We start from the raw sequence: 24,578 nt of genomic DNA, 5'->3' as shown, positions 1-24,578 counted from the left end.
AGCCCAACTACGAACCTTTTGGGCTTTAGCCCAACTACGAACCTTTTGGGTTAAAGCCCAACTACAAACTTGGGCTTTAGCCCAACTACAAACTTTGTTTTCCCCCACCCCCAACCCCCTCCCCGCGCGTTCGGGGAGGGGGCGTGCGAGGTGATATTTTGTGAGTGTAAAAAAGTTGCAATTATCCTTTCAATGTGCAGCGCCCTTAAACATTCGAGGTTGCCAGCTATTTCTCAGGATTTGCGTCACTCGCAGCGACTGGGCAAAACTCGCTTGCGGAAGCAATCCATGCTCACCCCTTCTCCCCCCAAATGCCCCAACCGGCACAGGGGATGACATTGACTTTTCGCGGCAAATATATTAACCCAAGTTCTACTTACCAGTGAGTCAGGTGAGATCCCCCCCTAGCCCCCCCTTAAAAAGGGGGGGAAATACTCAAAGCCCCCCAAAGTAGGGGCGGTGCCCCCGTGCCCCATTAGTGTCAACTTAAGCTCCTGGCGATTGGAAAGAAGCTGTTGGCGAATCGGTGAGGGGTTAGACCTCTGGCTAGTTGGCCAGGTTCCTGGCGATTGGAAATCGCGGCTACACAGACGAAGCCCGCCTTCGCGGGCTAAGAGTAGATCGATACTCTCAAAATCTGCGCGTTTTTTTTTCCAAGAAAGACAAGGAAAGGGGGGGACAAAAGTTCCCTCGAAAGCTCCCCTCCCCGTTAACGGGGAGGGGTTGGGGGTGGGGTAAAACCCCCTATCAATTCGCCAACAGTCTCTTGAAATCGCGGCTATACAAACGAAGCCCGCCTTCGCGGGCTAAGAGAAGATTGTCTCGTTCCCAGCCTCAGGCTGGGAATGCTTTTGGGGAGGCTCTGCCTCCCTTTTATTTTCTGCAGGACTTACGCAAAGCCTCTATCTGTAGGGTGGCACCAACCAGTGCAGTTCACCGGCTTGTGCGAGAAATCAGCGGAGATTCTGGTGAGTGAGTTCAGTTTTGCCGGTCTGAAGACCCGTTTTTTCTAAGAAAACGGGTTTTTTGGTATTTGCGGTTGGGGCTTTTCCCCGCATCTAGAGCGAAGCACCGTTGCCGGTGTCTGTGTCTTCTATTGGGGGTTCTATAGGGGAGGAGGCGATGATTCTCAGGTTGATGTCAATTATTACTTGATTTTTGTCAAGAGTTATATTAGCTTTCTTTATTAAGAATTTTATTGGCAAACAATCATCTGATTGCGATTCAGCAGACGACTGAGCTTTATATCCCGCTTCCTCAAGCCACTCGCAGATATTCCTCCAGTTTTCTACCTTTTCGCTGGCTTTGCCTAAAAGGTTCTTAACGTACTGGTATATTGTGTTACAAAAGTTAACTTCAACTCCTTTGACATTCTTATTGAGCCTTTCGGCTATCTCGGCGGGACTGTGGCCACACAGCAAGCCGCGCAGGTGCAGCTTCTCAATGGGTGTCAGGCGCTTCCCCTTGGCCGAGGCCAGGTCTGCGTACAGCGTGTCCAAGTCCCAGTCCTTTGCAGCCTGGGCAAAAAGCTCGTCGGTGGCCATTGCCGGTAGTCTTGATAAAATTACTAATGAAATTATAATGTTTTTGCTAGTGCCGGCTAGTTGATATGCCGGTTGTGACTAGCTTACGATTAATGTAACCAAGCGAGCGGACAGGCTGAAGGGGCCAGGATTCAGGCATTCGGAGGCTGGGACGCTGTGAGGGGTCGAGCCGGTGGGCGTGGGGTTCCCCTAGCCTCACAAGTTCCATGTCTGGCACCGCTAATATCTGACTATAGCACGGCTAGAGCGCATCTGAGAATAACTCAGACGTAAATGGCTCTCCTGTAGTTGTGGTGGACACCACACTCAGATGGCTGGGTAGTGAGGCTGATTGTGGGGGATGGTGAGCTAGCGCCGTTAAAGATTTTCATCTAGGAAGAGATTCCCCAAATGAAAACCAGACATTTAGTAACAGCAGGATTGGGATTAGTTACCTTTATAAGCCTGGGAGTTCTTCCCGCACAAAAGGCTTTAAGCCAGGAAGGGATTGTCTACAGCGATCAAGGGGAGCCGTTTTTTGTCAGTCGCGGAAAAGATATTGGGACTAGAGTTCGCTGTACGCGCGATGCTGCGGAGTGTTTTAGCCTGACTTTTGTGGGCTGTAATCAACAAAATTATTGCTTTTTTAAGCTCCAGCGTATACCTCCAAATAGTAGTTTTCATAACCCCCTAGTCGCCCAGGCTTGCTGGAGTGGTAACTGGACTTTTCTATTAGGATTCGGCAGTCCTGACTGTAGAGTATACGGAGTTTCGGCGGAAGTCAGCGCAGATAGGCTAGAACAGGGACGACAAGAACGGGAAGAGTTGGAGCGTGCCGTAAGAGAGCCATACCGTTGATATCCTTTTCTTCAAGAAACCTGGTTTCTCGCATACTGAAGCGCCCACCGGCAATCTTCAGCTTCTAAGCTGGGATACTCCCTGAGAATCTCATCAACACTCATGCCATTGGCCATCAGATTCACGACCAGGGAGACAGTGATCCGCATCCCCCGAATGCAGGCGCGTCCGCCCATTATCTGCGGGTCAAACGTGATGCGCTCCAACATAACTCTTAATTCCCTCCCCTCAGCAGCCGGCTTTTTTACTGTCCCCTCACATCATATCACAGCCATAACTTTTTAACAAGAAGCAAGAGATAAGGGTTGTGCCGGCACATCTTATTGTGAGTGCAAACCCTCGACCTCCGCTCCGCCAAGAGAGGGACAGGTCGCTTGACGCCAAACTCAAGTAATATGGAATTAACGATAGCAGAGGTATTCCATGACTCGTGAAGAGTTACTGAGTCGCGTCACAGCAGACCCGGCAGTATGTGGGGGATTTCCTTGCATCCGGGGGACGCGCATTTACATTACCATCATTTTAGATGCCTTAGCCGAAGGGCTGACTCCGGAGCAAATTACAGACCACTACCCAGCACTGACGCCTGAGGATATTCGGGCTGCAGTTGCTTATGCGGCTGAATTGGCGCGGGAGAATCTCTGGAAGGTGCCGGTGTCGTGAAAATAAAATTGGATGAAAACAGGCTCCCGAATTCACCACATATCGAGTCTAGATGCAAGAGGTCTGGCATACAATTCAGCGGAATTGCTTCGTGCTGTCTGCCATTGGCTGTCCGTCGCTTTCAGGGTAGGTCATTTCTGCTTCTGTGTCGGGTTGCAGTTGCTGTATTATGCCACTTATATTACTCATACTTTTAGTATATAGCCGGTGCCAAATGAATGAGGTGTAAACCTGCATTTATTTAGGTTACTGTCATCCGGCAGGTGTGTCATCGCAAATCCTTCAATGGCGTAATCTTGGCAAGATGAGGCGGGGAATCCCACCCCATCGGTGTCAACTTAAGCTGTGTCCCGTAGTCTCCCGGCGGTTGAAACCGCAGCTATACAGACAAAACCCGCAAGGCAAGGGTTTGAAAAGTCCCGCTCTTCTCTTAAGTCCGCGTTGGGCGAAGCCCTTCCCGAAGGGTAGGCGGACTTCGTTTGTATAGCCGCGATTTCAATCGCCAGGAGGTTAAGTTGACACTAATGATCCCACCCCTCCCCCAACAAGATTATTCTACTGTCCAGTCTTCAAAGCTCAGACCTGGCACCCGTGAAAAATCGCGCTGGTTGCGCGTAACCAGAATGCCGGTCCTGGAAATCACAATAGCAGCAATCCGTAAATCTTGCGTACCAACGCGGATTCTTTGACGGACAAACTCGGCGTAACATCTGGCAGCATCCTGGTCAAAATCCAGCAAATTAACTGTTTGGAAGTAATTCCAGGTAGCCCTCAGCTTTGCGTAAGCTGATACCACCTCATCTTCTGAAGAAGCCCTCCTGATACGATTGAGCCGGCCATACAGTTGCTCTTCCAGTGTAATGATGGTTACAGCAACCTCTTGAGGAGCGACTGCATTAACACGCTGCCTTACCAGTGGATGCCCCTGTTGAAAAAGCGAGACATGATCCGTATCCAGTACCCAAACACTCACTTGGCTTGCTCCTCCGCATCTAGTTTCCGGTAATACTCTTCCATTTCGGCATCGCGCTCGCGGCGAAGGGCTTTGATATCCTCCAGCATCTCATCAAAGTACGGATCGTCCTTAAACATACCGGCAAACTTCATCCAAGGATGCTCGGGTTTGGGCAGTTCCATTTCCAGATAGACGATTTCCGCTCGCTCCAGACGCGCCTCCACAAGCCGGCGCACATTTTCCATCGCCTCCTCTCGCGTAGCGCCGGCAGCCTCGCACTCTGGCAAACCCCACACCGTCGCTTTATATCCCCCTTCTTTTCCCTCTTCAACCAGCACTGAGTAAGTCAGCTTAGTCGTTTGGCTAAATGGGGAAGTCACAAAACTGGCACTCATAAGATTCTCCTCCTATCTGATTTATAGCTCTTCTCTTAGCCCGCGAAGGCGGGCTTCGTTTGTATAGCCGCGATTTCCAATCGCCAGGAAAGTAGCTAATCGCATGAAAAATAGCCGTGAGGGGTTAGCACCTACCTCAACATCGCCGGCACAAACACCACGGACTCCGGAAACCGGCTCTTGAGCGCCGGCACCACGGGGCAGGGTTTTTGCTCCTGCAAATTATTCGGCTTATTCCAAGTAAACGGAGCTTGCTGAGCAGCAGAAACCCACAGCAACCGCTTCGCCCGCGTCATCGCTACATACAGCAGCCGGTACTCCTCCGCTGTCTTCAAATAACCGGCTTGCTCCCACGCAGCGCCCACATCTGGCAAAGGATACTGCTCGTGCAAACTGGCGCGAATTTGCGCTCTCGCCACTTCCGCCAGCGTGAACTCGCCGAGAAACTGCATCTGCGGCGGAACCCACAGCCGCCCCGGAATCGTTTGTTCGTGCAAAAAGGGCAGGAAAACATAATCCCAATCCAGCCCTTTTGCCTTGTGCATGGTGATAATCGTCAGCTGACCGGCACGAATGTAAATCGACTCCGCCTCATCCGGATCTACCGGCTCAAACCGTTCGGAACTGACAATTTCACTCAGCACCGCCAGCAAACCGCTCATAGAATTCTTGCCAACCGTCTGCTGCGCCACTCTTTCCGCCAGCTTGTCAGCCGTTGCTAGCTCCGCTTGGTCGTAATTCAGCGCCAAAGCCACAAACGAAATCAAATTATAGATCGGCAATTCCAGGCGAGCGCGAAGCAAACTGGAGCAAAACCGCCGCGCCAGCAGCACCGGCTCGGGTTGCGGCTGCGCCAGCGGTCCCGGATACAGGAACTGCTCTGGTAAAATAGCGAGAGCGTCGAGGTCTTGTGCCGGGATAAGCTTGCGATTTGCCAACACCGTGAGAGCGGCTTTCAAATAGTCCGGCGAGTGCGGGCGATCGAGGAATTGCAGCACCGCCACGATCTCCGCCGGCACGTGGGACCGGCGCTCCTGCTGACCCACTTCATAAATCCTAATCCGGTCTGGATACAGACGCCTGATCTCACCGGCTAGCCACTCGCCTTGCCGGTTTTCCCGCACCAGTACCGCCGCCGACCGGTCGGGATCTTCCTCAAACAGCTCAATCACCCTTTTCCCCATCAGTTGTGCGGTTTGAAATATATCTCGCGGCGCGTAAATTTCCAGCCCGCGACCGACTTTATCTGGGTTGGCGTCGGGTTGCGGATCTCCACTGTCAACCGCTCGTATTTTTTGCTCGCGAAAAGGTGTCTCGCGGTTGGCTGCGCTCGCCCCTCTCGCCCCTCTCGCCCCTCTTTCCTCACTCTCCCCGTGCGGGGGCGGTTTGAGGGGGAGGTTCCCACTTCCCGCTAACCACTGCTGGTTCACCCATTCCAGAACAAAATTAGCCGCATCTATAATAATCTGATTGCTGCGACCGGCTCTATCCATCGTCGCTAGCATACCTCGCTCGTCGCAATCTTTGCAAAACTTGCGGAAATAGACCGGATCTGCCGGCGTAAACGTCGAGTTAATCGCTTGATTCGGGTCGCCGACTCGGATAAGATTGGGGGGGAGGTGCGGCTGTGCGGGGTCAGTCGCCAGAATTTCCAGCAGCTTGCTTTGCAGCGGCGTAGAGTCTTGCGCCTCATCTTCAAATACCGCAAACACTTTGGCTTGTTCCAGCCGGCGGGCGGTTGGATTCTCCAGCACGCGCAGCGCCGCCAGAATCATGTCGTCGTAGTCAATAAACTGTCGCGAGCGCAGCAACTTCTCGTAATTCTCGTACAGCCCCGCTGCGATCGCCAAAATCTCGTACTCATCTCTTGCCAGCTCGCTCAATTCCCGCAATTGCTGCGCTTGCAACCCCGACGACTTCGCCTCGTGAATCACAGTCAGCGCCAGATTTGGCAGCACATCCGTGCGCAGCACCGACTGCCGGCGCAGCCGCTCCGTTTCCTCCCCGTCAAATTGCCCCCCCTGCACCAGCATTTGATATCGGCGCGGAAGGCAGGCAACCCACTGCTCCACACAGGTGCGAACCAGCCGGTGACTCTGGTTCGGCGTCACCAAGGCTGTGCTGTCCAGACTCAAACCTGACAGATCCTGGTGGCGGAGGGCAATATTCAGCGCCAAACCGTGCAGCGTGTGGACAGAAAACCCCAGTTGCGGTAAAGACAGCCTCTCCAGGTATTGACGAATTTTCTTTTTTATGTTATGCGCTGCCGCGCGGGTGAAGGTGACGACGACGAGCTGGCGGCGCGGGTGCAGGTGGTGGCGCGCAATGGCCAAAGCCGCCGCCGCCGCCATGCCGGTGGACTTGCCGGCACCGGGCACCGCCGAAACCGCCAGAGGGCCACCCTGCCAGTCGGCCATTTGCTGCTGTCCCGATCGCAGTCCGTCGCGGATGCTGCGCAGCGCCGCCTCCCGCAAGGCTGCCGGTGAGAGCGATTCCGCTTCTGGAGGGGTTCCATTCCTGTCCGAATCTTTTGGCATCGTTGGCTTGGCGAGGGAATGTTTTGCCGGTACTAATTCTGAGTTTATAACCCGAAGGCATCCTTGCGCTGCAGAAACCCGGTTTCTTAAAGAATAAGGGTTTCTCGCCGCTGTTTCAATTTTTGTATCAACTCGCACCTCTCCCATCTGCGGGAGGTTAACTTAGATATAGTAGGGCGCAACCCACTCGATTTACTCAGGAGAAACCCGCTATGAACACTCACCTCAAAGCTAAGTCCCCGCAACATTTCTTCAACAAAACCAACCACGCCGGCACTGAGCGTCTCCTCACCCTCACCCTGCTGGGACTGCTGTCTGCCGTGACTTTGCCCAGTTGCGGTGGTGGCTCATACCAGGATTCTGCCCAGTTCGGGAAAGCGGACATGAAAGCCCCTGCACCGGCAGCGAAATCGGAAATGGCTCCAGTTGCGCCGGCTAACTTGCAGGCAGCCGCTGCAGAAGCGCCGCGATCCCAACCCCAACTCATCAAAAAAGCCGAGCTAAACCTCCTTGTCAAATCCATTGACCAGAGCATTCGAGAAGTTTCCGCCATCGCGAAACAGCAGCAGGGAGACATACTGGGATTGCAAGATAACAAACCCCTAGATCCCAGCAGCCGCCACACCGCATCGGTGCAAATTCGCGTTCCGCAAAATAAGCTGGAAACCACCCTTAATGCTCTCGCCAAACTCGGCACCGTGCAGAACCGCTCCCTTACCGTAGAAGACGTGACCTCTCAACTCGTCGATAGCGAGGCGAGGCTGCGAAATTTGCGCAAATCCGAAGAAATGGTCTTAAAAATTATGGAGCGCTCTGGCTCCGTTGGTGATGTCCTCAAAGCCGCCAACGAACTGAGCACGATTCGCGAGTCGATTGAGCGGCTCGACGCTCAGCTGAAAAGCATGCGCAACCAAGTTGCATACTCTACGATTAACCTAAACCTGGAAGCCGCTATTTCTGCCGGCGCGCCGGCGCAGCCTGCCCTCGGTTTGCGGGTGCAAGAAACCTGGGGCAAGGCAACCAATTCCCTCAGCGAATTCACGTTTAGCTTGTTTGCTTTCATCCTTTGGTTACTCGTGTTCAGCCCCTATCTCCTGCTGGGTGCCGGTGCTGTTTACGGTGTGAACCGGTTCAGAAAGCCCAAAAAGTAGAAAGTATTAGAAAGTAGGGTGGGTAAGCGTTGCGTAACCGGCACAAATAAAACAAGAAGGAGACAGAGCCTCCCACCCCTCGCTCCCAGGCTCCGCTTGGGAGCGATAAAACCTTTGGGCTACGCTGAACTTACGAACCTTTTGAACTACCCGCCATTCAGGGGCAACTTCTTATTCCGGTAAGCCGTTTCCAGGACATTGAAAATGTCATCTATCTTCGCCCATTCTGAGTTAGTCATTATCACAAAACAAAGACCTTCATCCGGGTACATCGTCAAGCGGGTTCGGGTCTTCTGCTGAGATCCAATCGCTCCAATCCGCTTTCTCCCGTCAGTCTCGCCGATCCCAAAACCCATGCTGGCGCTGATATAGGTGCCATCGCTAAGTTGGCTTCCTTTCCAGAGGAAATCTTCTTTCATCTTAGCCGAAACCACATCTTCCCGATTCATCAACCCGTTGCAGTATTGCGCCAGATTCTCCACCGTGGAAATAAAACCGGCAGCCGGCAGCCTCCAGCTCACATCCACACTCCCCGAGTTCTTATAGATTCCCGTCTCTTTATCGTAGCGGTATCCCACCGCGCGGTGCGGGATACTCACCCACTCGTAATCCGGCTGGAAAAACGAGCCTGACTGGTAGCCGGCTCCCGGATGGTTGGGAAAATCTGCCGGTGTCATCCCCAAAGGCACCGCGATTCCGTCGCGGACTTTTTCCCAGTACGTTTTCGGCTCACCGGCTCTTTCAATTGCCATCCCTGCTAGCGTATAGCCGAAAACCGAATAGCTCTCTTTCGTGCCCGGAATGTAAAGCAAATGATTCGGATCGTCCCAAAAATATTTCCCCGCCCAAAAGATGCCGGTGTTGACATTGGGATCGCTCACCAAATTTTCTGGCGGCGTGCCGGCCTTACTTGGCCCATTACTGAAATTCTTAATCCCCGAAGTGTGGCTGAGCAGCATGCGCGTGGTAATGATCGGTTTGGGAGAGTCGGGAAGCCGTCGGATATCGAACTTGCCATTTTCTAACGGGTAAGCGTATGTTGCGGGAAATTTATACTCCGGCACATATTTTCTCACATCCGCATCCAAATCCAGATTGCCGGCAAAAACCTCTCGCACCGCCGCCACTCCCGTCACCGACTTAGACAGCGACGCCCAGCGGAACATCGTCTTCTTCGCCCCCACAGGAATTTTCTTTTCCAAATCCTCATAGCCGTACCCCTTGAGATAGATATTTTTTCCATTTCTCACGATACCTATTGCTAAGCCATACAGCTTTTGAGCGCACATTTCCTCTGCCACCGCCCGGTCGATTTCGGCATCGTTGGAGTAGGGATTTGCCGTGTTTTCCTCTTTCACTTGACAGGGCAGTTCCGCCTGTGCTAATATATCGGAATTCCTTCGGGTATCCTTCACTGCTGTACTTGCCTGTTCGCCAATTCCTGAAAGAATGATTGCGGCTGCCAGAACTCCCGCGAGCGCCCAACTGTACCGTTTCCCTTTACGTTTCACTGGCGTCCTCCTGTTTTCGTGTTTTCTCGCTCTCCCGTTCCGAAGCGACTGCCTGGGAACGAAGTGCAGCCGGCTCTGCCGGCGGACTGTTGCTTAGCGACCGGCAACTCTGAACTCTTCAAAAACATCGCACCGGCTCCCCCTATTAAATAATACCATACAGCCAGGAGAGATGGAGCAATAGGAATTGAGAAACTCGGTTTCTTAAAGAAACCGGGTTTCTGGGGCGCACTTCATCCAAATGAGCAAGCGCTGCGCGGCGAGCGAGAGATTGTCCGCCCCCCAGCACCGGCACGCCGTCAGCCCTTCGGAAGTCGCGTTGTTTTGCAAAAAACCGGCTCTCGCTTAGTGCTGGAAATTCCGCCGGCGGGGTTGCGATTGGAGAGCGTTTCTCTGGCACTTTTGGCTCTGATCTGGAACGCACTCACCTTTTTCTGGACTGCTGCGATTCTAGAGTCAGAAACGGAGTTTCTGACTCTATTTTCCATCCCCTTTTGGGCGCTCTCTGCCAGCATGCTGGGGCGCTCCCTGTTCAGCACAGCCTGCAGGACGCGATTGGAAATGGACCGGCATTCCTTTCGGCTGCAGTGGGCGCTGCTTGGCTTTAGCCGGCGAATTGAGGGGCGCACAGAGGATATTGAGCGCGCCGAACTGAACACTGCTATCACAGTCTCTGGCATGCGGCTAGGGGTTTGCACCCTGGTGCGGGGAGTGCGGAACCGCCATTTCGGCTCAGTCCTGACGCCGGTGGAAAAAGAGTGGCTAGTCGCAGAATTGGCAGATTTTCTGGGAACAACCCTGCTAAAATAGGCTATAGGCTGTAGGCTATTGGCGAGAGGGAACTTTTACTGTTTCCCTCCCCATCTCTCTCCTATTGCTTATTGCCTCTAGATTGAAAATATGCAACGCTTCCAACACAATCTAGCGCTAGCTGGGGCGATCGTCGCCGGCGCAGTCCTGCGCTTCTGGCATCTTGACTTCAAACCCCTGTGGATGGATGAAGCGATTACCGCGCTGTTCAGTCAGGGAAACCGTTACGATAGCGCACCCCTGGATGTGCTGTTTCCCCTCGACCGATTGCAGCAAATCTTCGCCCTCAAACCGCAGGCGAGTTGCAGCCTAATCTCTAGCGCGGTGGCTGCCCAGTCCACCCATCCGCCGCTGTTTTTTTGCCTGACGCACCAGTGGCTGAACTGGCTTGCGGAAGGGCGAAACCCCACAGGACAATTTCACGCTCTGGCGTGGGACTTGCGATCTCTGCCGGCACTTTTTGGTGTCTGCGGAATTGTTGCCATTTACTTGCTAAATCGCGCCGCTTTCTCACCGGCAGCCGGACTGATGGCTGCGGCGGTAATGGCAGTCTCTCCCTTTGGCGTCTACCTCTCCCAAGAAGCCCGGCACTACACTTTGCCGGTGCTGCTCATCGCCCTGGCGCTGCTGGCGCTAATACTTTTGCAGCAAGACCTCCGCACCCTAAAACTGCGACCGGCAGTTTGGCTGGGCTGGGTGGCTGTCAACAGCATTGGGTTTTACACTCACTACTTTTTCCTGCTCGTCTTCGCCGCCCAAATCGCCACTCTTCTCGGGCTGCTTTACCAACTTCAGAAAAACGCGGATACTGCAGGCAACCCGCAATCGCCGGCAGGCAAAAATTTTCCAATTGCCTACCTTTCCTTTTGCGTTGTTCTGGCGATAGCCGGTGTTGGGATATGCTTGATTCCGTGGCTGCAGACATTGTTGAGCCATTCGGGGCGTTCAGAAACCGGCTGGCTTCCGCCGCCACACAATATCGCTCCCCTCTACCAAACCCTGGTCGGCTGGCTGACGATGGTTATCGTCCTGCCGGTGGAAAAGCAGCCGCTGTGGGTTCAAATTCCGGCAATACTGCTAATGCTTGCCTTTGGCACCTGGCTCGCGCGACTCATTTGGCACCCGCTCAAGGTGCTGTCTAGCAACCGAGAAACTCAGCTCGCCACCCGAACCTTGCTGAGCTTTACCTTCTGGGTTCTGCTGGAATTATTCACCATCGTCTACCTGCTGCGCAAAGACATGACGGTTGCGTTTCGCTATCACTTTGTTTACTACCCAGCTGTGTGCGCCCTGTTGGGAGCCGGTGTTTGGAAAGCCGCCGTCACCCGCCAGCACTCAGAAGTCACAAGTGAGAGTAACCCGCTAAAAAAAAGGCCAGAAACGATTTTAGAAGTCAGCCGCGCTCGCGCACCTTTCATCATTTTAATCGCTGGCGCTATCAGCTGTGCCATCTTGGGTTCAGACTTAGCATTTAAGAAGCCCTTTTTTCCCGATATACTCGCCCGCGACGTGCTGCGCGACTCCTCCGCTCCCATTGTGTTTGCCGTCGGATACAACGACTTGCAGGATGTGGCTTTGGGGTTGAGTTTTGCCTTAGAAATTGACAGGCGATCTTCTAAAAATCGCCCGCAAGCCTATTTGGCTTTCTTGCAGAGAAACACCACCGCCGGCGAGCCCGCCGCAGAATACAAACCCGTCTGGCAAAATCTTTCCCAGCTGGAAAATATGCCGGCTCCCCCGCTCAATTTGTGGGTGGTTGCGCCCGGGCTGAAACCGGCAGACTATCCCCAGCAGCTGTCGCTCCGCTCTCCCCAAAAGCCGGTGTGCGCCCGCGACGAAAAGGGCTACCGCAGTGTTGGCGTTCCTTACCAGCATTACCGGTGCCGGTAGCGCCGGGCTTTCTCCCCGCCCCTATCTTAGCGCTTTCTCGCCAAAACTCGTTTGGCAAAGTTGACTGTTTTTGAAATCAGGGGCTTCAGCCCCCTTGATTTTTCTAGAGATGGCTTGACAAAACTCCCTAAACCTGCGTCCAAACTTATGTTATCCGCCGCCAAGGCACTGTCCGCCAACACCGGCTCTCTCTCCCGCTTCCCCCCGCCGGTGTCTGTCTTTTTCCCATTGTACACCGGCTCGACTCGCTCTCCCGTGACAATATTCTGAATTGACCTCAGGTACAGCCGGTTGATAAACGGATCTGAATACATCGGCGTGTAATACATGCAATCCGAAAAGAAGTAGTGCGTCACCTGACTGTGGCGAGTCCTGTTATAATCCAGAATCGGGCTGCCTCCGTGCAGCAAATTCGCCGCCCAAATGATCGCCTGCCCCTTCCGCAAAGACACGTCCACTTTTTCCAGCCCTTGCGAAACGGCTAAAGCTTCTATAAAATTTTCATACAGCGGGTAAAACTCCTGCCATTCCATATTATAACTGTTCAGCCCTATATCCTGCAAGTCAAAAATCGGAAGTTTCTGACTTTTCGGGTAATAGTGAAGCGGGCCCTTTTGAGCGTCAACATCTTCTAGCGCCACCCAGACGCCGCACATAAAGCGAGCCGGCACGGAATGGAAATGGATAGTGTCGCTGTGAGTTTTTTGCTGGCTGCCTTTAGAAAAGCTTAAGGTTTGGAAAGGAATGGGTTCGCGCTGGTAAAGAACTTTCAGCAAAGATAGCACCTTGGGAGCTGCCGCAATCTGTCGCACCGGCTCTCTAAAAGTCCAGGCGTCTTGAATCCTGTCCGCTTGCCGGCGCAGGTATTCCGGAGTTAAATTCTCGATAATATCCTCAGCGAGCCGGTCAAAGTCTTCTATCTCCGGGTCGAAAATTACATAGCCGTCCTCAGCAAACTGTTCGGCGAGCTTTTTTGTGGCGTCATCCAAACTGGAGCACTCCAATAACTGACTGAAAAAGGGGGAGTCCACCCAGGGCATATTCATTTGCGGAATCTTTCTCCCTGGAATTACTTCAGTGTCTGTCATGCGCTTGTGTCTTTTTAACGAGTTTATGCCTGCGAAACGATAAGCTAGATTTTAATTTACTTCCTTTCGGAAATGGAGGCAGAGCCTCCAGGGCTGCGTTCCCAGGCGGAGCCTGGGAACGAGGGGAACGAGGGGAATACCACCGGCAAATCACTCGTCAATTTGCCAGGGTTCTTTTGTGAACTCCTCATCGAAGATTTTCTTGGGGCGCATCACTAAAATGACTCGCCCGTGGGGGCGGGTTTCCGGTGCTGTCTCGAACCACTGCAATTGCAACTCACCGGCTCCTTCAACCAGGAAATAGCTGTTAGCGTCCCATTCCTGTTGCGCTCGGTCTATCACCACCAGCACCGTTTCCACTTTGCCGGGAAGTTTTGCCGGCAGCCGGTCACTCTGGCACAGAATGGCCACGGGATCTTCTGCCTTGAGCACCACTTGCCAGCCCGGAACCGGCACCCACGCCTGATTTCCGGAAAAAGACACCATCTGAAACGGGCCGGTTTCCCGCACTTGGGGCACCGATTTCAGGTCGTCTAGCGCCAGCGGCAGTTCGCCAACCACCGGCAGCACCCGAGGCAATTCCTCTTCCGACTCCAGGCGGTACACCGGCAAGCGGGGAGCCGGTCGAGCCGGTGTTACGCTAAAATCGGTCAGCAGCTTTTCAATTTGCTCTCGGGCGCTTTGAGAGTGGGCGAACCGCAACCCCTGAGCGATCAGGCGCGAGCGCTCCTGCAAGTCAGATTTTTGTTTGGCTGCCCTCCAGTATTGATACGCGGCGGCATCACCCGGATGGCGGGAAAATCCCTCTGGCGCTTCAAAGAGGCGGGAGAACTCTTTAATGGCTTTGGCGATTTCGCGAGCGCCATCTGCGTCCAGCTGTTTGGCGAGAATGAAGTCCGCAGCGGCGGCGCGTTCCGCCTGAGTCAGGATGCGCAATTCGTACAGGATATCGCTGCCGCGCGCGCCGAAGTGAGCGCGCGCCGCCTCGGAAACGCCGGCACTCACCATCGAGGAGTAGACTTGGGCACCGACGATGACCTGATTTTGGTGGATGGGCTCAAAGCCGGTTTCCTCAAAAATTTTCTGGGGGTTGAAGCCGGCTTTTTGCAGAGTCTGGCAGGCTTGCCCCCATTCCACCCAAGTGCCTTCTTTGCGCCGGAGGGCGAACAGCAAGTCTTCAGGCGGGATGGGGGGATTGGGGGTGTCTTGTGGTGTGTCGGTCATAATCGCAGCAAGCAGCTAATGCGCTCTCAGTCTAGCAGAAGACTGTACCGCGATTGTGGGCGCTCGGCAGTGGGCAGTGGGCAGTGGGCAGTGGGCATTGGGCGTTTTTGAACCTCGAATTCATGCGCGTGAGATGCGCTCTGCCTCATGCGCGTGAGACGCAGGCCCCACGCCCCACGCCCCACGCTCAGGTGCTACAGCTGAATCATAAAATCCGCACCGGCTAACGCAGGATTCCCCGCCAAGGTGGCAAACTGAGTGCCGGTGCCAAAACCGGCAGCCGTTCCATTCTGGTTGTAGAACAATTTGCCACTGGCACAATTGTAGACAATATCCGCAGCGGAAGTTGCGGCGGCGGCGTCTGCTGTCACAGTGGCAAATTCAGCAGCAATGCTAAAACCCGTCCCCGCCGCACTAGCAATCGATGTGAATGTTGTCCTGTCGAGGATAATTTTGTCTGCCTGAACTCAATTTTAACTTGTTTTTCGTCCAAAGTAACGGGATCTGTGTTATCCTCAGCTAAGAGTTCCTGCATCTGCTGGGAGTCAAGCAATTCCCCGCGAACCAGGGCAGAGAAAAAGGCACCTTCATCTCCAGGAGTGCCGGCACGATTCAGACGCCAGTCTATAGAGTGACCAATGTCTTCCAGCAGCACACCGGTCACTGTTTCACTATTGCCGGCATTCTGCGTCAGGAAATCTCGCGATATATAAATCGTGTCTGTTGCGCCGGCAAACGTGGGGCAGTCAGCGGGCACTGAGTGCGACTCAACCGGCAGTCTGTACGACTCAACCGGCAGTCTGTACGACTCAACCGGCAGTCTGTACGACTCAACCGGCAGTCTGTACGACTCAACCGGCAGTCTGTACGACGGTGCCGGCAGTCTGTACGACGGTGCCGGCAGTCTGTACGACGAACCGGCAATCTGTACGACGGTGCCGGCAGTCTGTACGACGGTGCCGGCAATCTGTACGACTCAACCGGCAGTCTGTACGACGGTGCCGGCAGTCTGTACGATGGTGCCGGCAGTCTGTACGATGGTGCCGGCAGTCAGTACGACTCAACCGGCAGTCAGTACGACTCAACCGGCAGTCTGTACGACTCAACCGGCAGTCTGTACGACTGAAGCATCCCGTTCCCCCTTGCGGAATTCGGTCGCTATATTATAGCATTGCAGAGGGGAAAAATTAGGGCAAACCTCCTGGAGGATTGCCCCGAAGACAGCAGCGCCAGACTCTTCCTCACTCCTGGATGATGAAGTCACTGGCGGCAAGAGTTGCGCCGGTGAGTGCGGCAAATTGCCCTCCGCTGCCAAACCCATCCGCACTGCCATTCTCGTTGTAGAATAGCCGGCCATAGGTGGAGTTGAAGACAATATAGGCACTGGAAGTGGCGGCGGCGTCGTCAGTCGTCACCGTGGCAAATTCAGCCGGCACGCTAAAACCCGCGCCCTCCGCACTGGTGAGGGCGGCGAAGGCAGTCTTGTCGAGGATGAATTTATCGGTGCCGCTGGCAAAGTCAGCCACCCTGTCCACACCAAAATCAGCGGTGGTGAAAGCTGCATTGCTCTCGAAAAGAAAGCAGTCGCTCCCGCCTTTGCCTCCTGTCAGGAAGTCATTGCCGGCACCGCCCGTCAGGGTGTCATCGCCGTCTTCGCCATAAAGGTTATCATTATCCGCTCCGCCATTGAGGCAGTCATTGCCGTCACCGGCAAAGAAATAGTCAGTGCCCTCTTCGCCATAGAGATAGTCATTGCCATCCCCGCCATAGAGGTAGTCAGCGTCAGTTCCGCCTGAGAGGGAGTCATCCCCCTCTCTGCCATAGAGGTTGTCCCTGCCTGCCCCGCCGGCCAAAGAGTCGCTCTCGCTGCCGCCATCGAGCAGATCGTTGCCGTCCTCCCCATTGAGGGTATCACTGCCAGCTTCCCCGTAGACATAGTTCCTGCCCGCCCCGCCGGTCAGGGAGTCATCGCCGGCACCGCCATAGAGGTAGTCATTGCCCTCTTCGGCAATCAGGGAGTCGTTGCCGTCTTTGCCGTAGAGGTTGTCATTGCCGGCCCCACCCACCAGCAAGTCATCGCCCGCGCCGCCATCAAGCTTGTCACTGTCGGCGCTGCCAATTAAGGTGTCAGCAAATGCGGAACCGATAACGCTTTCCATGCCGCTGACGCTGTCTGTGCCGCCTGTGCCGTCATCTGCCGTGCCGGTGGCGAGGTTAACCGCAACGCCGGCGGTGGCGCTGTCGTAAAAAAGGCGGTCAGAGCCGTCCCCGCCTATCATGGTGTCATTGCCCTCTCCGCCATAAAAAGAGTCATTGCCGGCATCGCCAGCCAGCCAGTCGCTGCCCTTTTCGCCATAGAGAAGGTCATTTCCCGCTCCCCCGTTGAGGCTGTCACTGCCGGCGCTGCCATACAGGGAGTCGTCGAAACCTGAGCCGGTGACGGCTTCGATGCCGGTGAGGCTGTCTGCCGAGCCGGTGCCATCGGCAACTGCGCCCGTAGCCAGGTTGGCGGATATGCCGGCTGTGGCGCTGTCGTAGACAGCTCGATCATTCCCCTCTCCCCCAATCAGGGTGTCATTGCGGGCACCCCCACTGAGGGTGTCATCTCCCGCACCGCCATCGAGGGAGTCAGCGCCGTCTCCCCCGGAAAGGCTGTCACTGCCGGTGCTGCCTATTAGGGTGTCGGCGAAGGCGGAACCGGCGACAATTTCGATGCCGCTGAGGCTGTCTGTGCCGGCTGCGCCCTCACTGGCGGTGCCGGTGGCGAGGTTGACTGAAACGCCGGTTGTGGCGCTGTCGTAGGATACTCCGTCAGTGCCGTCTCCTCCAATCAGGGTGTCATTGCCCTCCCCGCCAATCAGGGTGTCATTGCCTTCGCCACCCATCAGGGAGTCACTGCCGCTGTCGCCGATCAGGAAGTCACTGCCGGTGCCGCCAATTAGGGTGTCGCTGCCGGTGCCGCCATAGAGCGAATCACTGCCGGCATCGCCAGAAAGGGAGTCATCCCCATCTTGACCGTATAGCATATCATCGCCATCTCCGCCACTGAGGGTGTCACTGCCCCCCACGCCAAAGAGGGAGTCACTGCCGGCGAAGCCGTTGAGGGAGTCATCCTCGACAGTGCCGCTGAGATCGCCTGAAAGATAGTCTGCTGTGTCAGTTCCTGGTATGTATGCCATGAGTGTGTTTCCTTTCGCAAAAAGTTCGGTAAGGGGGTGAGCCTGGTTTTCTTAACCGCACGAACCCTCTGGCTCGGAGGGAGGAGAAGAAGGGCGTTTGTTTGGGTTGACTGCTATTTGCTGTTTCCTCTTCCCCAGCGCTCTCGCTACTCAACCCGTCGCCTCGTGGAATCCCCTTCCACTGAGCTGTCAGAATCTCCCTGAAAGCGTTTTGTATTTTGATAAATATTCAAAGGCAATTCGGGGAGAAATAAGTTATCTCTCCTCAGGTTTAAATTCTGACTTATGAGTTTGTAATTTTTGGCAAATGTCACGCTCTTGAGCGCTGCTCCTGCGGAGAGCGCTCAGAACTTCCCACTTAATGGCTGAGTGGGAAAAGATCAATAAAACTGGCTCTATAAAGTAATTTAAAACCCGCGCCCTAGGGCTGTGTTGCCACTTTGGCTAGAATTTACAAATGTTTATATAGCAATAAATAGTTAGTTTAGGACATGGGGATTGGGCATGGCGGCGGGACTGGGGCATTGGACATTGGACACGATCGCATCATCGTATTGAGCTGCCGGTTGCTGATTCCTGCCTGAAAGATGTGGCTGCTGGTGGTGTGGTTCTTAGGGCTGCCGGTGGGGATTCCCCGTTCATCCCACCGGCGAACCTGACAAAACACTGTAGAGCGAACAGTCGCGTCTGGTGCAAAGGATTGTATTTATAACTCTGCCGCCGGTAGTGAGCCAGCGATAGGGCCATAGCGGTTTTCATCCGAGGTGAGGTGCTGAGAAACCCGGTTTCTTTAAGAAACCGGGTTTCTGGCATGTACTTCATCCCACTGAAAACCGCGCTTCTGTGCTGGGAATTTTAGGCTTAATAATTAATCCGTTTTAAGAGTTGTTAAAAATGAGTGGCGATATCTGGATGCTACGGGCTAGGGGCAAGAAAATACAAATTTTCCAGTCCATAGCCCCCAATTAGCAATTATGTGCGATTAACCGGAAGTGAGAGAGCAAAAGCGGCCAGTTGCAGGGGCTCGCTTCGCACAGAGGCAACGGGCGAGTTTTACAGCACCCAGTGGACCAGAGTGCGGACGCCGTAGCCGGTGGCACCGGCGCTGTTGTAGCCATTTTCCTTGTCAGTCCATACCGGCCCAGCAATGTCCAAGTGAGCCCAGGGGGTTTGCTTGACGAACTGCTTGAGGAACATGGCAGCGGTAATCGAGCCGCCGGGGCGAGGGCCAGTATTTTTCATGTCCGCCACAACCGATTTCATACCCTCAAAGTATTTTTCCTCCAGAGGCATGCGCCAGAGTTTCTCACCGGCTTTTTCGGCGGCGGCGGACAGTTCAGCGGCCAAAGTGTCAGAAGGACTCCACAGACCGGCAATATCATCCCCGAGAGCGATGACACAAGCGCCGGTGAGGGTAGCCAAATCGACAATCGCATCAACGCCGAGCTTTTCTGCGAACACGAGGGCGTCAGCGAGCGTCAGGCGACCTTCCGCATCGGTATTGTTAACCTCAATGGTTTTGCCGTTAGACGCCGTGAGGATATCGCCCGGGTGCAGAGCGCGACCGCTAATCATATTTTCAGTGACAGCCGAGATGAAGTGAACCTCCACATCTGGCTTTAACTGACCTATAGCCTTGGCGGCACCGAGAGTTGCCGCCGCACCGGCCATGTCCACTTTCATCATCTCAATGCTGCCGCCGGCGACTTTAATATTCAGACCGCCAGAGTCGAAGGTGAGGCCCTTGCCTACGATGGCCACGCGGCGGACAGGAGTCCCCTCAGGCTTGTAGGTGAGGTGGATGAACTTGGGGGGCAGGTCAGACGCTTTGGCCACGCCGAGAAAAGCGCCCATGCCAAGCTTTTCGCAGTCTTCGAGCTCCAGGATTTCTAGCTGCAAGCCGCACTCAGCGGCGAGAGATTGAGCCGTTTCCGCCATACTCACCGGCGTCACCACATTAGCCGGGGCTGCCACCAGCTGGCGCGCCAGGATAACGCCAGAGACGATTTGCTGTGCGCGGGCCACCGCCGCATCAGTGCCGGCAAGCCCCAGAAGATCGACCCGCTGCACCGGCAGCCCTCTGTCATCAGATTCTGACTTAAAGCGGTTATCCTGGTAGAGAGCCAGCTCAGCGCCCTCAACAACAGCCCCAGCCGTAGCGTCGGGTGCGTCATTCCAGACGGGGAAGCTAATTCCCAGGGTTTTGCACTTTTGCTTTTTGGCCAGTCGGGCGGCGGCGGCGGCGGCGCGACGCCAGGTATCTAGTTTAGGGTTATTTTCCGATTTGCCCAGACCGATAACAGCGATTTTACGAATGGGACTGCCGGCACCGACGCGAGTCACAGCGCTGCTGCCTTCCTTGCCCTTAAAATCCGTCTCAGAAATCAGTTCCTTGAGCGTGCCGGCCAGCTTTTCATCCAGCTGTGCCAGCGAGCCAGCCAACTCAACGTCCTCTTCAAACAAGCCAATTGCCAGGGCGTCCCCAGACCAGTCCAAGTAGCCCAGTTCAGTCGGTTGAAATTCCATTCCTTCTTCTGCCTAGTAATACCTCACGACTTACGCATTTTAACTGTAAGCCTGCCGGCGCGTCTTCCCCCGCTTGGCGCTAGGGATAAGCACCGGCACCCTGAAAAGATAGCTGGCGTGCAAGGGCTTGTTGCTGGCGTTTGTTTTCTAGCTACAGCAGGATATAGCAAAATAAAAGTTATATGTCCCCTTCTCAGCGATGAGCTCGTCAAAATCAGGAGTCAGGATTCAGGAGTCAGCAGTCACGCAGCATGAGCGCGTGCTTCCTGACTGCTGAAAACTCTGGAACACTCACAGCCGCTCAAGTTTTGCGAGCGCGTACTCGCGAGCAGCTCCGTTTCCGAGCTGCTTTGCAATCTACATTTCTCTTGAAGGCTAAACCCAATCCATGTTCAAGAAGCGACGCAACATCAAATTGCCTCTGGCCGTCAGCACAGGAGTGTGTGTCCTGTTAATCGGGGTTTCCGTGCCGGTAATCAACCGGACGAGCTCGGGTCTGTTCCGCGACCCGCTAGTGCTGGTGGACAGCCAAACATCCACCTCGGAAGTGTACCATCTGGCGCAGGTGTCACCCTCCGCGCGAGCTTCGCAACTGCAAGCCTTGGCGCAAGGAGAAAAATCCCACGCTCGCAGCCAAGCCCGCTATCTGCTGGCCAGTGACCTGATTGAACAGGGCCAGGGGGAGAAGGCGCTCAGCTTGCTGGAAGGCTTGGAGAAGGAGTACCCGCTCTTAGGCAGCCACATTGCCTTCAAACGCGCCCGAGCTTACGAACTGACCGGCAGCGCGGAAAAAGCAAGCGCGGCTTGGCAGGATATTCTGAAACGCTATCCCAAAGAGCCGGTGGCGGCGGAAGCCCTCTACGCACTGGGCCAGAAAGAGCCGCAATACTGGGATCGAGCGCTAGAGGAATTTCCCGCCCACCCCCGGACGGTTGAAATTGCCAGCCTCAGGCTGCAGAAAAATCCCAACCAGCTGCAGCCGCTAATGGTGCTGGCCAAATATGGCCACTACCACCCGGATATTGTCTCAGCCCTAGACCGGCTGACTGCTAAGTTTGGCAGCCAGCTCAGTTCAGAAGACTGGGAGACGGTTGCGTTTGCCTACTGGGAAAAACAGGAGTACGCCAAAGCCGGTGCCGCTTACGCCAAAGCTCCCCGATCTCCCCGCAATTTCTACCGCGCCGGCAGGGGGCTGCAGCTGGGCGACAAGATAGAAGCCGCCCGGGAGGCTTATCTGAAGCTGATACGGGAATTCCCCAAATCCGATGAAACCGCTCTGGCGCTGCTGCGTCTGGAGAAGATGCTCTCCGTGAAACTGGCAATCCCCTATCTCGACCGGGCGATCGCCGAGTTCCCACAAAAAGCGCCTGAGGCGCTGCTGGAAAAAGCGAAAGTTCTCGACACCCTGCAAAAGCCCCAGGCTGCGGAACAAACCCGTCAAATCCTGCTGGCGAAGTACAGCAATTCCGACGCCGCCGCCGAACTGCGCTGGAGTTTGGCTCAGAAACAGGCTGCGGCTAGGGATTGGAGAGGGGCTTGGAAGTGGGCCCAAGAGCTGGCTGTGCAAAATCCCGACAGCGATCAGGCTCCTGAGGCGGCGTTTTGGGTGGGGAAATGGGCGAAGAATCTGGGGCGGGGGGAAGACGCGAAGAAAACTTTTGAATATCTGCTGGCTAGGTATCCTGAGTCTTACTATGCCTGGCGGGCTGCTGTTTTCTTGGGCTGGGATGTGGGAGATTTTACCACGGTGCGCCAGCGGCTTCCCGAAGTGGTGCGCCCTCCGGTGCGACCGACACTGCCGGTGGGGTCTGGCGTTTTGAAAGAACTCTACTTGCTGGGCCAGGACCGCGATGCCTGGTCGCTTTGGCAGGGGGAATATAAAAACCGGATCGAGCCTAGTGTGGCGGAACAGTTCACAGATGGCCTGATGCGTCTGGCTGTCGGGGACAATTTAGAAGGGCTGTTCATGGTGTCTTTCTTGAGGCAGCGAGAGGTGCCTGAGGAGCGAGCCCAATACCTGACTCTCCGCCAGCAACCGGCTTACTGGCAGGCTCTCTATCCCTTCCCTTTTGTGGAGAGCATTCTCACCTGGTCGGAAAAACAAGATATCAATCCCATGCTGGTGACGGGTGTGATCCGGCAGGAGTCCCGATTTATGCCGGGGATTAAATCTTCTGCCGGTGCGGTCGGCTTAATGCAGGTGATGCCAGAAACCGGCGCTGAAATGGCGAAATCAATGGGTTTGACACAATACAAGCTGGACAATCCTGACAATAATGTTCAGCTGGGAACGGCGTATCTGGATTTTACGCACAGGGCGTATAACAATAACTCCCTTTTGGCAGTGGCGAGTTATAATGCCGGCCCGGGAAGTGTCTCAGACTGGCTGAGCAAGTCGGATTTGGGCGACCCTGACCTGTTTATTGAGAGGATTCCTTTTGATGAGACGCGAGGCTATGTGAAGGCGGTTTTTGGGAACTACTGGAATTACCTGCGGCTGTACAATCCAGAGGTGGGCCAGCGGGTAGCCCAGCACTCTGCCACCCAGAAAACGGCATGGAGCCGGTAATTTTTTGGACAGGGCGTGTGGCGAAGGGGGCAGCAGGCTGGAAGGCCCCTAGCGCCGGCACGAGCCTTTGACCTCACCCCTGCAGGATAGGGCGGGCATCGCTCGCCGGCCCTTTTTCCTGCCCCCTGTCCTTGAATGTGCGGAAAATTACTGACGGGCAATATCCGGAAAATTACTGAGGCAGCAATATATCGAGACAATTTAAAATAGCCGGTATCTGTGTAGCTGGGCTTCCTATGGAATTCGATTCATCAGAGTTTGCCAAGCTTGCCACAAAGCTAGCAGCGCTGACCCAGAAACGAGCCACAGGGAAATTGATTCTCGCTCAGGGAGAACGCCAATGGCAATTTTTCTTCCGCCTCGGTCAGCTTGTCTATGCCACCGGCGGCTCCCACCGAGTCAGGCGGTGGAAAAGAGGTGTTTCCCTTTTCTGTCCCGGCTTTGCGGCGGACCCCAACCAACTTTCGTCCGCTCACCTCTGGGAGTATCAATTGCTCCACCAAGGAGTCACTCAAGAGCAACTCAGCCTCTCTCAAGCTCGGGGTGTGATTCAATCCACCGTCAGGGAGGTGCTGTTTACGATGTTTGGCCAGACCTATTTGGCGAGCCGGTGGTTCCCTTCCCCCCGACAGCCTGACTCTCACAAAACTCTCACCCTGCCCCTGTCTTCAGTTGAGGTCAAGGAAGTTCTCCAGAAAACAGGGGAGACATGGCAGCAGTGGCACGCGATGGGTTTAAGCTACATCTCTCCTGACGGAGCGCCGGTTTTAAAAGAGCGTTCCACTGCCGAACCTCCTGTTTCTTCTGATACGTTTTTCGGCATGAAGACTCTTTTCAACGGTCAGAATACTCTTTGGGATATTGCTTTGGAAAGGAAGCAATCTGTGACCGGAGTGAGCCGAATTTTGCATCACTTTTTACAGCAAGGACTGATTGAAGTCCGAGAGGTGCCTGACTTGCTCTCTCCGATGGATCAATTCCGTTTGGTTTCCCATGCGGTCAACCTCTCGGCACCGACGATCGCTTGTATTGATGACAGTGCTGTTGTTTGCCACACGTTAGAGAGTATTCTAGTGCCAGCAGGCTACCAAGTGCTGAAAATTCAACAGCCGCTGCTGGAAATGCCTGTTCTTGTCAAGCACAAGCCGGCTTTAATTTTTTTGGATTTGGTGATGCCCGATGCGGATGGGCACGCCCTCTGCGCTTTTTTGCGCCAAACTTCTGTGTTTCGCAATACGCCGGTGATTATTCTCACCGGCCACGATGGCGTTGTCGAGCGCCTCCGCTCGAAATTTACCGGCGCTTCTGATTTTTTAAGCAAACCCCCAGACGCCAAAAAAGTTCTGGAAATTGTAAGAAAACACCTGCCGGTGAGATCACCGGCATCTTTCCCCCTCGCCCCCTCGGAAATCGCATAGTTTGGTATGGGGCGTGGGGCGCGCTCAACGCTCAATCCCCCATTCCCTTTCTTTACAGAATCTTTAAATTCTGGCCGGTGACACCTCAATCTCTCGAAGAGCAAGGTAAATCTATCGCCAGATAGATGACAGAGGGTAAACAAGTTTAACGGAAACAGCACAGAAGTGCAATTTCTGTCAAGGGGTTTGTGGGTGCTGGAGCCAGGGGCCATCCGCGAAGCCGAGCAACTAGGGATGCCCAGATGGTGGATTGGGATTGGGGATTGGGGATTGGTTGGGGC

At 54.7% G+C, this 24,578-nt stretch carries 21 protein-coding genes; 7 read left to right on the top strand and 14 right to left on the bottom strand.

The window, feature by feature from the left end:
- Positions 1 to 1,058 precede the first annotated feature (1,058 nt).
- On the bottom strand, positions 1,059 to 1,544 hold the full coding sequence (locus tag OSC10802_RS0120495; protein ID WP_017718640.1) for a helix-turn-helix transcriptional regulator: 486 nt from the start codon (positions 1,542 to 1,544) through the stop codon (positions 1,059 to 1,061).
- Positions 1,545 to 2,392: 848 nt separating this feature from the next.
- Positions 2,393 to 2,590: a DUF433 domain-containing protein gene (locus tag OSC10802_RS0120485; protein ID WP_017718638.1), complete on the bottom strand. Its 198-nt coding sequence runs from the start codon at positions 2,588 to 2,590 to the stop codon at positions 2,393 to 2,395.
- Between the two features lie 214 nt (positions 2,591 to 2,804).
- On the opposite strand from OSC10802_RS0120485, the gene OSC10802_RS0120480 reads away from it, so the two are divergent.
- Positions 2,805 to 3,044 (top strand): DUF433 domain-containing protein, encoded by a 240-nt coding sequence (locus OSC10802_RS0120480; RefSeq protein ID WP_017718637.1) that lies wholly within the window; start codon positions 2,805 to 2,807, stop codon positions 3,042 to 3,044.
- A gap of 550 nt (positions 3,045 to 3,594) precedes the next feature.
- Here the strand turns inward: OSC10802_RS0120480 and OSC10802_RS0120475 are convergent.
- The 3 genes from OSC10802_RS0120475 to OSC10802_RS0120465 form a co-directional block, all read right to left on the bottom strand.
- Positions 3,595 to 4,017 carry a type II toxin-antitoxin system VapC family toxin gene (locus OSC10802_RS0120475; protein WP_017718636.1) on the bottom strand — a complete coding sequence of 141 codons (423 nt, stop codon included), beginning with the start codon at positions 4,015 to 4,017 and terminating at the stop codon, positions 3,595 to 3,597.
- Entirely contained in the window at positions 4,014 to 4,394 is a 381-nt protein-coding gene (locus OSC10802_RS0120470; protein WP_017718635.1) for a type II toxin-antitoxin system HicB family antitoxin, read from the bottom strand. The genes OSC10802_RS0120475 and OSC10802_RS0120470 overlap by 4 nt, the downstream gene beginning before the upstream one ends.
- Positions 4,395 to 4,525: 131 nt before the next feature.
- Entirely contained in the window at positions 4,526 to 6,931 is a 2,406-nt protein-coding gene (locus tag OSC10802_RS0120465; protein ID WP_017718634.1) for an ATP-dependent helicase, read from the bottom strand.
- A gap of 212 nt (positions 6,932 to 7,143) precedes the next feature.
- Between OSC10802_RS0120465 and OSC10802_RS0120460 the strand changes: the two genes are divergently transcribed.
- Positions 7,144 to 8,082 carry a DUF4349 domain-containing protein gene (locus tag OSC10802_RS0120460; protein WP_017718633.1) on the top strand — a complete coding sequence of 313 codons (939 nt, stop codon included), beginning with the start codon at positions 7,144 to 7,146 and terminating at the stop codon, positions 8,080 to 8,082.
- A 146-nt stretch (positions 8,083 to 8,228) separates the two neighbouring features.
- On the opposite strand, the gene OSC10802_RS0120455 is transcribed toward OSC10802_RS0120460, so the two are convergent.
- Both OSC10802_RS0120455 and OSC10802_RS55755 read right to left on the bottom strand, forming a co-directional pair.
- Positions 8,229 to 9,593 (bottom strand): serine hydrolase domain-containing protein, encoded by a 1,365-nt coding sequence (locus OSC10802_RS0120455; protein WP_026098667.1) that lies wholly within the window; start codon positions 9,591 to 9,593, stop codon positions 8,229 to 8,231.
- Between the two features lie 204 nt (positions 9,594 to 9,797).
- Positions 9,798 to 9,923 carry a hypothetical protein gene (locus OSC10802_RS55755; RefSeq protein WP_255349157.1) on the bottom strand — a complete coding sequence of 42 codons (126 nt, stop codon included), beginning with the start codon at positions 9,921 to 9,923 and terminating at the stop codon, positions 9,798 to 9,800.
- Between OSC10802_RS55755 and OSC10802_RS0120450 the strand changes: the two genes are divergently transcribed.
- Complete coding sequence (locus OSC10802_RS0120450; RefSeq protein ID WP_017718631.1) at positions 9,918 to 10,403, top strand: hypothetical protein; 486 nt, start codon at positions 9,918 to 9,920, stop codon at positions 10,401 to 10,403. The genes OSC10802_RS55755 and OSC10802_RS0120450 overlap by 6 nt on opposite strands.
- A gap of 90 nt (positions 10,404 to 10,493) precedes the next feature.
- Entirely contained in the window at positions 10,494 to 12,293 is a 1,800-nt protein-coding gene (locus tag OSC10802_RS0120445) for a glycosyltransferase family 39 protein (protein ID WP_017718630.1), read from the top strand.
- A gap of 26 nt (positions 12,294 to 12,319) precedes the next feature.
- On the opposite strand, the gene OSC10802_RS0120440 is transcribed toward OSC10802_RS0120445, so the two are convergent.
- The 4 genes from OSC10802_RS0120440 to OSC10802_RS44630 form a co-directional block, all read right to left on the bottom strand.
- Positions 12,320 to 13,381: a phytanoyl-CoA dioxygenase family protein gene (locus OSC10802_RS0120440; RefSeq protein ID WP_017718629.1), complete on the bottom strand. Its 1,062-nt coding sequence runs from the start codon at positions 13,379 to 13,381 to the stop codon at positions 12,320 to 12,322.
- Between the two features lie 150 nt (positions 13,382 to 13,531).
- Positions 13,532 to 14,605: a RuBisCO accumulation factor 1 gene (locus OSC10802_RS0120435; protein ID WP_017718628.1), complete on the bottom strand. Its 1,074-nt coding sequence runs from the start codon at positions 14,603 to 14,605 to the stop codon at positions 13,532 to 13,534.
- A gap of 194 nt (positions 14,606 to 14,799) precedes the next feature.
- Positions 14,800 to 14,976, bottom strand: coding sequence for a hypothetical protein (locus OSC10802_RS50460; RefSeq protein ID WP_017718627.1), 177 nt, complete (start codon positions 14,974 to 14,976; stop codon positions 14,800 to 14,802).
- Complete coding sequence (locus OSC10802_RS44630) at positions 14,973 to 15,362, bottom strand: hypothetical protein (RefSeq protein WP_017718626.1); 390 nt, start codon at positions 15,360 to 15,362, stop codon at positions 14,973 to 14,975. The genes OSC10802_RS50460 and OSC10802_RS44630 overlap by 4 nt, the downstream gene beginning before the upstream one ends.
- On the opposite strand from OSC10802_RS44630, the gene OSC10802_RS50455 reads away from it, so the two are divergent.
- On the top strand, positions 15,343 to 15,774 hold the full coding sequence (locus OSC10802_RS50455) for a ribosomal eL19 family protein (RefSeq protein ID WP_155968131.1): 432 nt from the start codon (positions 15,343 to 15,345) through the stop codon (positions 15,772 to 15,774). The two genes, OSC10802_RS44630 and OSC10802_RS50455, sit on opposite strands and share 20 nt — an antisense overlap.
- Positions 15,775 to 15,846: 72 nt before the next feature.
- Here the strand turns inward: OSC10802_RS50455 and OSC10802_RS41025 are convergent, their stop codons facing one another.
- The 3 genes from OSC10802_RS41025 to OSC10802_RS0120415 form a co-directional block, all read right to left on the bottom strand.
- Positions 15,847 to 17,784, bottom strand: a complete 1,938-nt coding sequence (locus OSC10802_RS41025) for a calcium-binding protein (RefSeq protein ID WP_017718625.1) — start codon at positions 17,782 to 17,784, stop codon at positions 15,847 to 15,849.
- Between the two features lie 546 nt (positions 17,785 to 18,330).
- Positions 18,331 to 18,597, bottom strand: a complete 267-nt coding sequence (locus OSC10802_RS50450) for a hypothetical protein (protein WP_155968129.1) — start codon at positions 18,595 to 18,597, stop codon at positions 18,331 to 18,333.
- Between the two features lie 240 nt (positions 18,598 to 18,837).
- Positions 18,838 to 20,310 (bottom strand): leucyl aminopeptidase, encoded by a 1,473-nt coding sequence (locus OSC10802_RS0120415; protein WP_017718624.1) that lies wholly within the window; start codon positions 20,308 to 20,310, stop codon positions 18,838 to 18,840.
- 388 nt (positions 20,311 to 20,698) lie between these two features.
- On the opposite strand from OSC10802_RS0120415, the gene OSC10802_RS0120410 reads away from it, so the two are divergent.
- Together OSC10802_RS0120410 and OSC10802_RS0120405 are read left to right on the top strand one after the other, a co-directional pair.
- Complete coding sequence (locus OSC10802_RS0120410; protein WP_017718623.1) at positions 20,699 to 22,879, top strand: lytic transglycosylase domain-containing protein; 2,181 nt, start codon at positions 20,699 to 20,701, stop codon at positions 22,877 to 22,879.
- A gap of 236 nt (positions 22,880 to 23,115) precedes the next feature.
- On the top strand, positions 23,116 to 24,297 hold the full coding sequence (locus OSC10802_RS0120405) for a response regulator (protein ID WP_017718622.1): 1,182 nt from the start codon (positions 23,116 to 23,118) through the stop codon (positions 24,295 to 24,297).
- Positions 24,298 to 24,578: the final 281 nt, after the last annotated feature.

Origin of the sequence: Kamptonema formosum PCC 10802 (assembly GCF_000332335.1) — a bacterium.
Taxonomy (GTDB): Bacteria; Cyanobacteriota; Cyanobacteriia; order Cyanobacteriales; family Oscillatoriaceae; genus Oscillatoria.
This window is presented reverse-complemented; position numbering and strand designations above follow the sequence as displayed.

Excerpts from the sequence above, each read along its gene's own strand:
- OSC10802_RS0120495 (WP_017718640.1), bottom strand. The coding sequence starts at position 1,544 with ATGGCCACCGACGAGCTTTTTGCCCAGGCTGCAAAGGACTGGGACTTG.
- OSC10802_RS0120485 (WP_017718638.1), bottom strand. The coding sequence starts at position 2,590 with ATGTTGGAGCGCATCACGTTTGACCCGCAGATAATGGGCGGACGCGCC.
- OSC10802_RS0120480 (WP_017718637.1), top strand. The coding sequence starts at position 2,805 with ATGACTCGTGAAGAGTTACTGAGTCGCGTCACAGCAGACCCGGCAGTA.
- OSC10802_RS0120470 (WP_017718635.1), bottom strand. The coding sequence starts at position 4,394 with ATGAGTGCCAGTTTTGTGACTTCCCCATTTAGCCAAACGACTAAGCTG.
- OSC10802_RS0120465 (WP_017718634.1), bottom strand. The coding sequence starts at position 6,931 with ATGCCAAAAGATTCGGACAGGAATGGAACCCCTCCAGAAGCGGAATCG.
- OSC10802_RS0120460 (WP_017718633.1), top strand. The coding sequence starts at position 7,144 with ATGAACACTCACCTCAAAGCTAAGTCCCCGCAACATTTCTTCAACAAA.
- OSC10802_RS0120445 (WP_017718630.1), top strand. The coding sequence starts at position 10,494 with ATGCAACGCTTCCAACACAATCTAGCGCTAGCTGGGGCGATCGTCGCC.
- OSC10802_RS0120440 (WP_017718629.1), bottom strand. The coding sequence starts at position 13,381 with ATGACAGACACTGAAGTAATTCCAGGGAGAAAGATTCCGCAAATGAAT.
- OSC10802_RS0120435 (WP_017718628.1), bottom strand. The coding sequence starts at position 14,605 with ATGACCGACACACCACAAGACACCCCCAATCCCCCCATCCCGCCTGAA.
- OSC10802_RS41025 (WP_017718625.1), bottom strand. The coding sequence starts at position 17,784 with ATGGCATACATACCAGGAACTGACACAGCAGACTATCTTTCAGGCGAT.
- OSC10802_RS50450 (WP_155968129.1), bottom strand. The coding sequence starts at position 18,597 with ATGCCAGAAACCCGGTTTCTTAAAGAAACCGGGTTTCTCAGCACCTCA.
- OSC10802_RS0120415 (WP_017718624.1), bottom strand. The coding sequence starts at position 20,310 with ATGGAATTTCAACCGACTGAACTGGGCTACTTGGACTGGTCTGGGGAC.
- OSC10802_RS0120410 (WP_017718623.1), top strand. The coding sequence starts at position 20,699 with ATGTTCAAGAAGCGACGCAACATCAAATTGCCTCTGGCCGTCAGCACA.
- OSC10802_RS0120405 (WP_017718622.1), top strand. The coding sequence starts at position 23,116 with ATGGAATTCGATTCATCAGAGTTTGCCAAGCTTGCCACAAAGCTAGCA.